Source organism: Pseudomonas sp. R62 (assembly GCF_000257605.1).
GTDB lineage: Bacteria > Pseudomonadota > Gammaproteobacteria > Pseudomonadales > Pseudomonadaceae > Aquipseudomonas > Aquipseudomonas atacamensis.
Map to the genome: position 1 here is coordinate 706869 of NZ_JH635998.1, position 4385 is coordinate 711253.

Annotated in this window: 3 protein-coding genes; 2 read left to right on the top strand and 1 reads right to left on the bottom strand. The window is 58.1% G+C overall.

Annotation, left to right across the window (positions count from 1 at the left end; translation table 11 throughout):
- Positions 1–365: 365 nt before the first annotated feature.
- A complete protein-coding gene (pcaR, locus tag OQK_RS04660) occupies positions 366–1208 on the bottom strand; it encodes a pca regulon transcriptional regulator PcaR (protein WP_016771343.1) in 843 nt (280 codons plus the stop codon).
- Between the two features lie 631 nt (positions 1209–1839).
- Between pcaR and OQK_RS04665 the strand changes: the two genes are divergently transcribed.
- Both OQK_RS04665 and OQK_RS04670 read left to right on the top strand, forming a co-directional pair.
- Positions 1840–2040, top strand: a complete 201-nt coding sequence (locus OQK_RS04665) for a hypothetical protein (RefSeq protein ID WP_008080067.1) — start codon at positions 1840–1842, stop codon at positions 2038–2040.
- A gap of 370 nt (positions 2041–2410) precedes the next feature.
- Complete coding sequence (locus OQK_RS04670) at positions 2411–3886, top strand: inorganic phosphate transporter (protein ID WP_016771345.1); 1476 nt, start codon at positions 2411–2413, stop codon at positions 3884–3886.
- Positions 3887–4385: the final 499 nt, after the last annotated feature.

A 4385-nucleotide genomic window follows, 5' to 3' on the forward strand; every position in this document is an offset into this window, starting at 1 on the left:
CGAGATCGGTTGGGCGTTGATGAAGGTCTGCACATCGAGGCAGTTACCCACAGCGGACTGAGGCTGGTTCATTATTTTTATTCCACGCAAAAAACGCAGTCGAACGGCGGCCGGCCAAAGGAAGGCACGGTCACAAGAATAGAAGGTTGTAATCAGGCGTTGCGGTGAACCCGGCAACAACGGGCGGGATACAGACAGTCGGGGAGCGAGCGCATGGTGAGTTGCCTCTTGTCATTATTATGGGGTCGACAGTCCGGCAAGCTCATTCACATCAGCGCCGGATGACGCTGCCGCGACATTAATGATCCGAGGGTTTTAGCGTCAATTCGATAAACGCAACACTGTGCGTTTATCGAACAGCTTCCTCAGGCGAACAACTGCGCACTGAGGTCGCGACTGGCGCTGAGCAGGCCGGGCAGGAAGCGCTGCTCCAGCTCGGCGCGACTGACCCGCCCGGCGTGGGTGCTGACATTCAGCGCGGCGACCACTTGCCCCGAGGCGTCGTACACCGGCACGGCGATCGAGCGCAGGCCCTGTTCCAGTTCCTGATCGACAATGCACCAGCCCTGCTGCCGCACCTGCTGCAGACATTCAAGCAACGCGTCGGGCGTATGAATGGTGCGGCTAGTCTTGGCCACCAGTTCGGCGTGGTCCAGGTATTCGCCCAGGGAGGTGTCGTCCAGCGCGGCCAACAGAATGCGCCCCATCGACGTGCAATAGGCAGGGAGACGCCCGCCGACGGAAAGGTCGACCGAGATCAATCGCTGAGTGGTCGCCGAACGCGCGATATAGAGAATGTCATCGCCCTCCAGCGTCGCCATGTTGCAGGCCTCGTGCAGTTGCTCGCTCATGCGATCCAGATACGGTTGGGCGGAGACCGCCAGCGGTGTCGAGGACAGATAGGCGTGGCCGAGGGTCAGCACTTTCGGCAGCAGCGAATAGGTGCGCCCGTCGGTGGTGGCGTAGCCGAGCTTGATCAGCGTGTGCAGGCAACGGCGCACGGCGGCGCGGGGGATTTCCGTGCGATGACTTATCTGCGCGATGGTCAGGTGGCGTTTGCGTTCCTGAAACGCCTGCACCACGGCCAGACCACGGGCCAGGGACGTCATGAAATCCGGATCACCGGTCAGCGCCTGAATGCGCTTGGCCGGCGAGGCGACAATGGGCGGCGCCACCGAGGTGAAGGAGTTGCGCATTTGATCGTTCATTTCTTGTCCTTGTCCGGCACGCATCGATGCCTAGTCAAACGGCTCGCCGCGCGATGCACAAGCACCGGGGCGCCAACATTGGGCGATTATCGAACCGCCGACCGATAATCGCAATCCAGTGCCCCGCCCTCCTCTTCATCCTCGAGGCAGCTTTAGCGATTCTGCTCGCAACTTAGTTGTTCCAGTTAATGGCGCCAAAAACAGAACGCCGGTTCTATAACGCTGTCTTTACACTTAACTAGCGGCAAAAGTTGCCAGCAACAAAACCATCACACATTCAGAACCGTTTTTAACTTGGCAAAGATAGTCATTCCCGAATCGGCCGCTATAATGCACCCTAGTCGCGGCGCTTTAATCAAAAGCCCGCGACTTGCTGAAACGAGGTCCTTCGTCTGAGCTCCGGCCAGCGCCCGGCGCCCATCACACATGCAACGCCAGCGCTCGCTGAAACAGGAAACTGATGCTGCGTCAGTTTTTATCTGGTGCCGTAGCCGCCTGTAACACGGAAGTCTTGATCGCCTCTGCAATGTCTCCGCGCCCGATCGGGCTGTGGATGACTGGCGGGGGCGCGCAATTGACTCGTTGCAGTGTGTTTCACCGGATATTCAATTCAACTCATACAGGTAGCACCGTGACAAAAGACGAACTGCGCGCGGAACTAGAGCGCCAGGAACAACGTTACAAGGAAGTTTACGGCGGGGAAGTCACCACCTACGCCGCTCAGCCGGAACCGGAACGCAAGGCATGGCGCAAGCGGCCTACTGTTCAGGATCAGGTGTTCAAGCAGGAAATCGAAAAGATCGAAAAGGAACTCAAAGCCGAAGAGCCATGAGCCACGGCGGTTGAGCATTCGAAAGTCGACGTCCGCCTGAGCCACAGCGCGGTGGAAGACGACACCTCGCGCGCCCGCTATCCGCGGGCAGCGGCTGCATCGCTGTTCTGCGGCGTATGAACGAGCGTCCCACAGGTTTCAGAGATATTTCAGACAAGCGTTTGAGCCTTTGAGATATCAGAAAAATTGGCTTAAAAATCTTCTTTATTCAATAAAATCAAAGAGTTGAAAAACCCTGCGTGCTGCTTGGTTTTCACGCCCTGCAACAAATTAAATCGAAGAAGGGTGTGACCAGTGAGCAGACGGGGCATCGATTTCCTGTCTTTTCTGGCATAATCGCGCCCCCTTACGACCGGGTCAGAAAACCTTCATGATCGATTTATTCAGCGGACTGGATGCTTGGGTGCTTGTGAGCCTCTTGCTCGCCCTGACGTTTGTCCTCGCCTTCGAGTTCATCAATGGATTTCATGACACCGCTAACGCGGTAGCCACTGTTATCTACACCAAAGCCATGCCGCCACACCTGGCGGTGTTCTTTTCCGGTGTGTTCAATTTCCTCGGCGTGCTGCTGGGCGGCGTTGGCGTGGCGTATGCCATCGTCCACTTGCTGCCGGTTGAGCTGCTGATCAATGTGAACACCGGCCATGGCCTGGCGATGGTGTTCTCGTTGCTCGCCGCGGCAATCGCCTGGAACCTGGGCACCTGGTACTTCGGTATCCCGGCTTCCAGCTCGCACACCCTGATCGGCTCGATCCTCGGTGTCGGCCTGGCCAATGCGCTGATCAACGACATTCCGTTGAGAGATGGCGTGAACTGGCAGAAAGCGATCGACATCGGCGCCTCGCTGGTGTTCTCGCCGATGGCCGGCTTCCTCATCGCCGCGCTGGTGCTGATCGGCCTGAAATGGTGGCGACCGCTGTCGAAGATGCACAAGACACCGGAACAGCGCCGCAAGATCGACGACAAAAAGCACCCGCCATTCTGGAACCGTCTGGTCCTGGTGATCTCGGCCATGGCCGTGAGCTTCGTGCACGGTTCCAACGATGGCCAGAAAGGCATCGGCCTGATCATGCTGGTGCTGATCGGTATCGTCCCGGCGCAGTTCGTACTCGATCTGAACAGCACCACCTACCAGATCGAACGCACCCGCGACGCGACCCTGCACCTGAGCCAGTTCTACCAGCGCAACGCCGATTCGCTGGGTGAATTCCTGGCCCTGGGTAAGAGCGTGGAAGGCGACCTGCCGGAGAAATTCCGCTGCAACCCGCAGCAGACCGAACCGACCATCACCGCCCTGCTGCACACCCTTAAAGGTGTAGCGGACTACCATTCGCTGTCGTCGGACAGCCGCATCGAAGTGCGTCGCTACCTGCTCTGCCTGGACGACACGGCGAAGAAAGTCGGCAAGCTGCCAGGCCTCGAAGCCCGTGAAAAGGCTGACCTCGACAAGCTGCGCAAAGACCTGACCACCACCACTGAATACGCCCCGTTCTGGGTGATTCTGGCGGTCGCCCTGGCACTGGGCCTGGGCACCATGGTCGGCTGGAAGCGCGTAGTGCTGACCATTGGCGAGAAGATCGGCAAGCAGGGCATGACCTATTCCCAGGGCATGTCGGCGCAGATCACCACCGCCAGTTTGATCGGCATGGCCAACATTTTCAGCCTGCCGGTGTCGACCACTCACGTGTTGTCTTCGGGTGTGGCCGGGACCATGGTTGCCAATAAAAGCGGCCTGCAGGGTGGCACGGTCAAGACCATTTTGCTGGCCTGGGTGTTGACCTTGCCAGCGACCGTGGCGCTGTCGGCCGGATTGTTCTGGTTGGCTTCCAAGGCTTTGGGTAGTTGATCGTTAGCTGTTGATTGAAAAGGCGTGATTCGTGAGGATCACGCCTTTTTTGTTATTGGGGAATGGGAGCATATCCATTGCTACCGTAACGGCTGCTTATGCTTTCGCTCTTACAGCGTTCACTCTTTCAGACGTCGACCGATCCCGTAACGAAGCCTGCCGAATTGGCAAAAAGATCAAAAGCCAACGCAAAAGCCAGATCAAAAGATCGCAGCCTTCGGCAACTCCTACAGTTGGATTGGGTACCACTTCAAGAACAGGTCGGCTGTCAGGCCGCCTTCGCGAGCAGGCTCGCTCCCACAAGAGCAAGAGCAAAAGCAAAAGCAAAAGCAAAGCAGCGCAGCTGCCCGCGGCAAAGCCGCTCCACTCAACAATGAGCGCAAGCTCGAGTAACGCTTTTGATCTTGATCCACCGGCGACGTCGGAAGGCTGAGTGGAGGGATTGATCCGGACGTGGGAGCGCAGCGACCGTCTGGCGCAGCCAGACACAGCGGAAGGA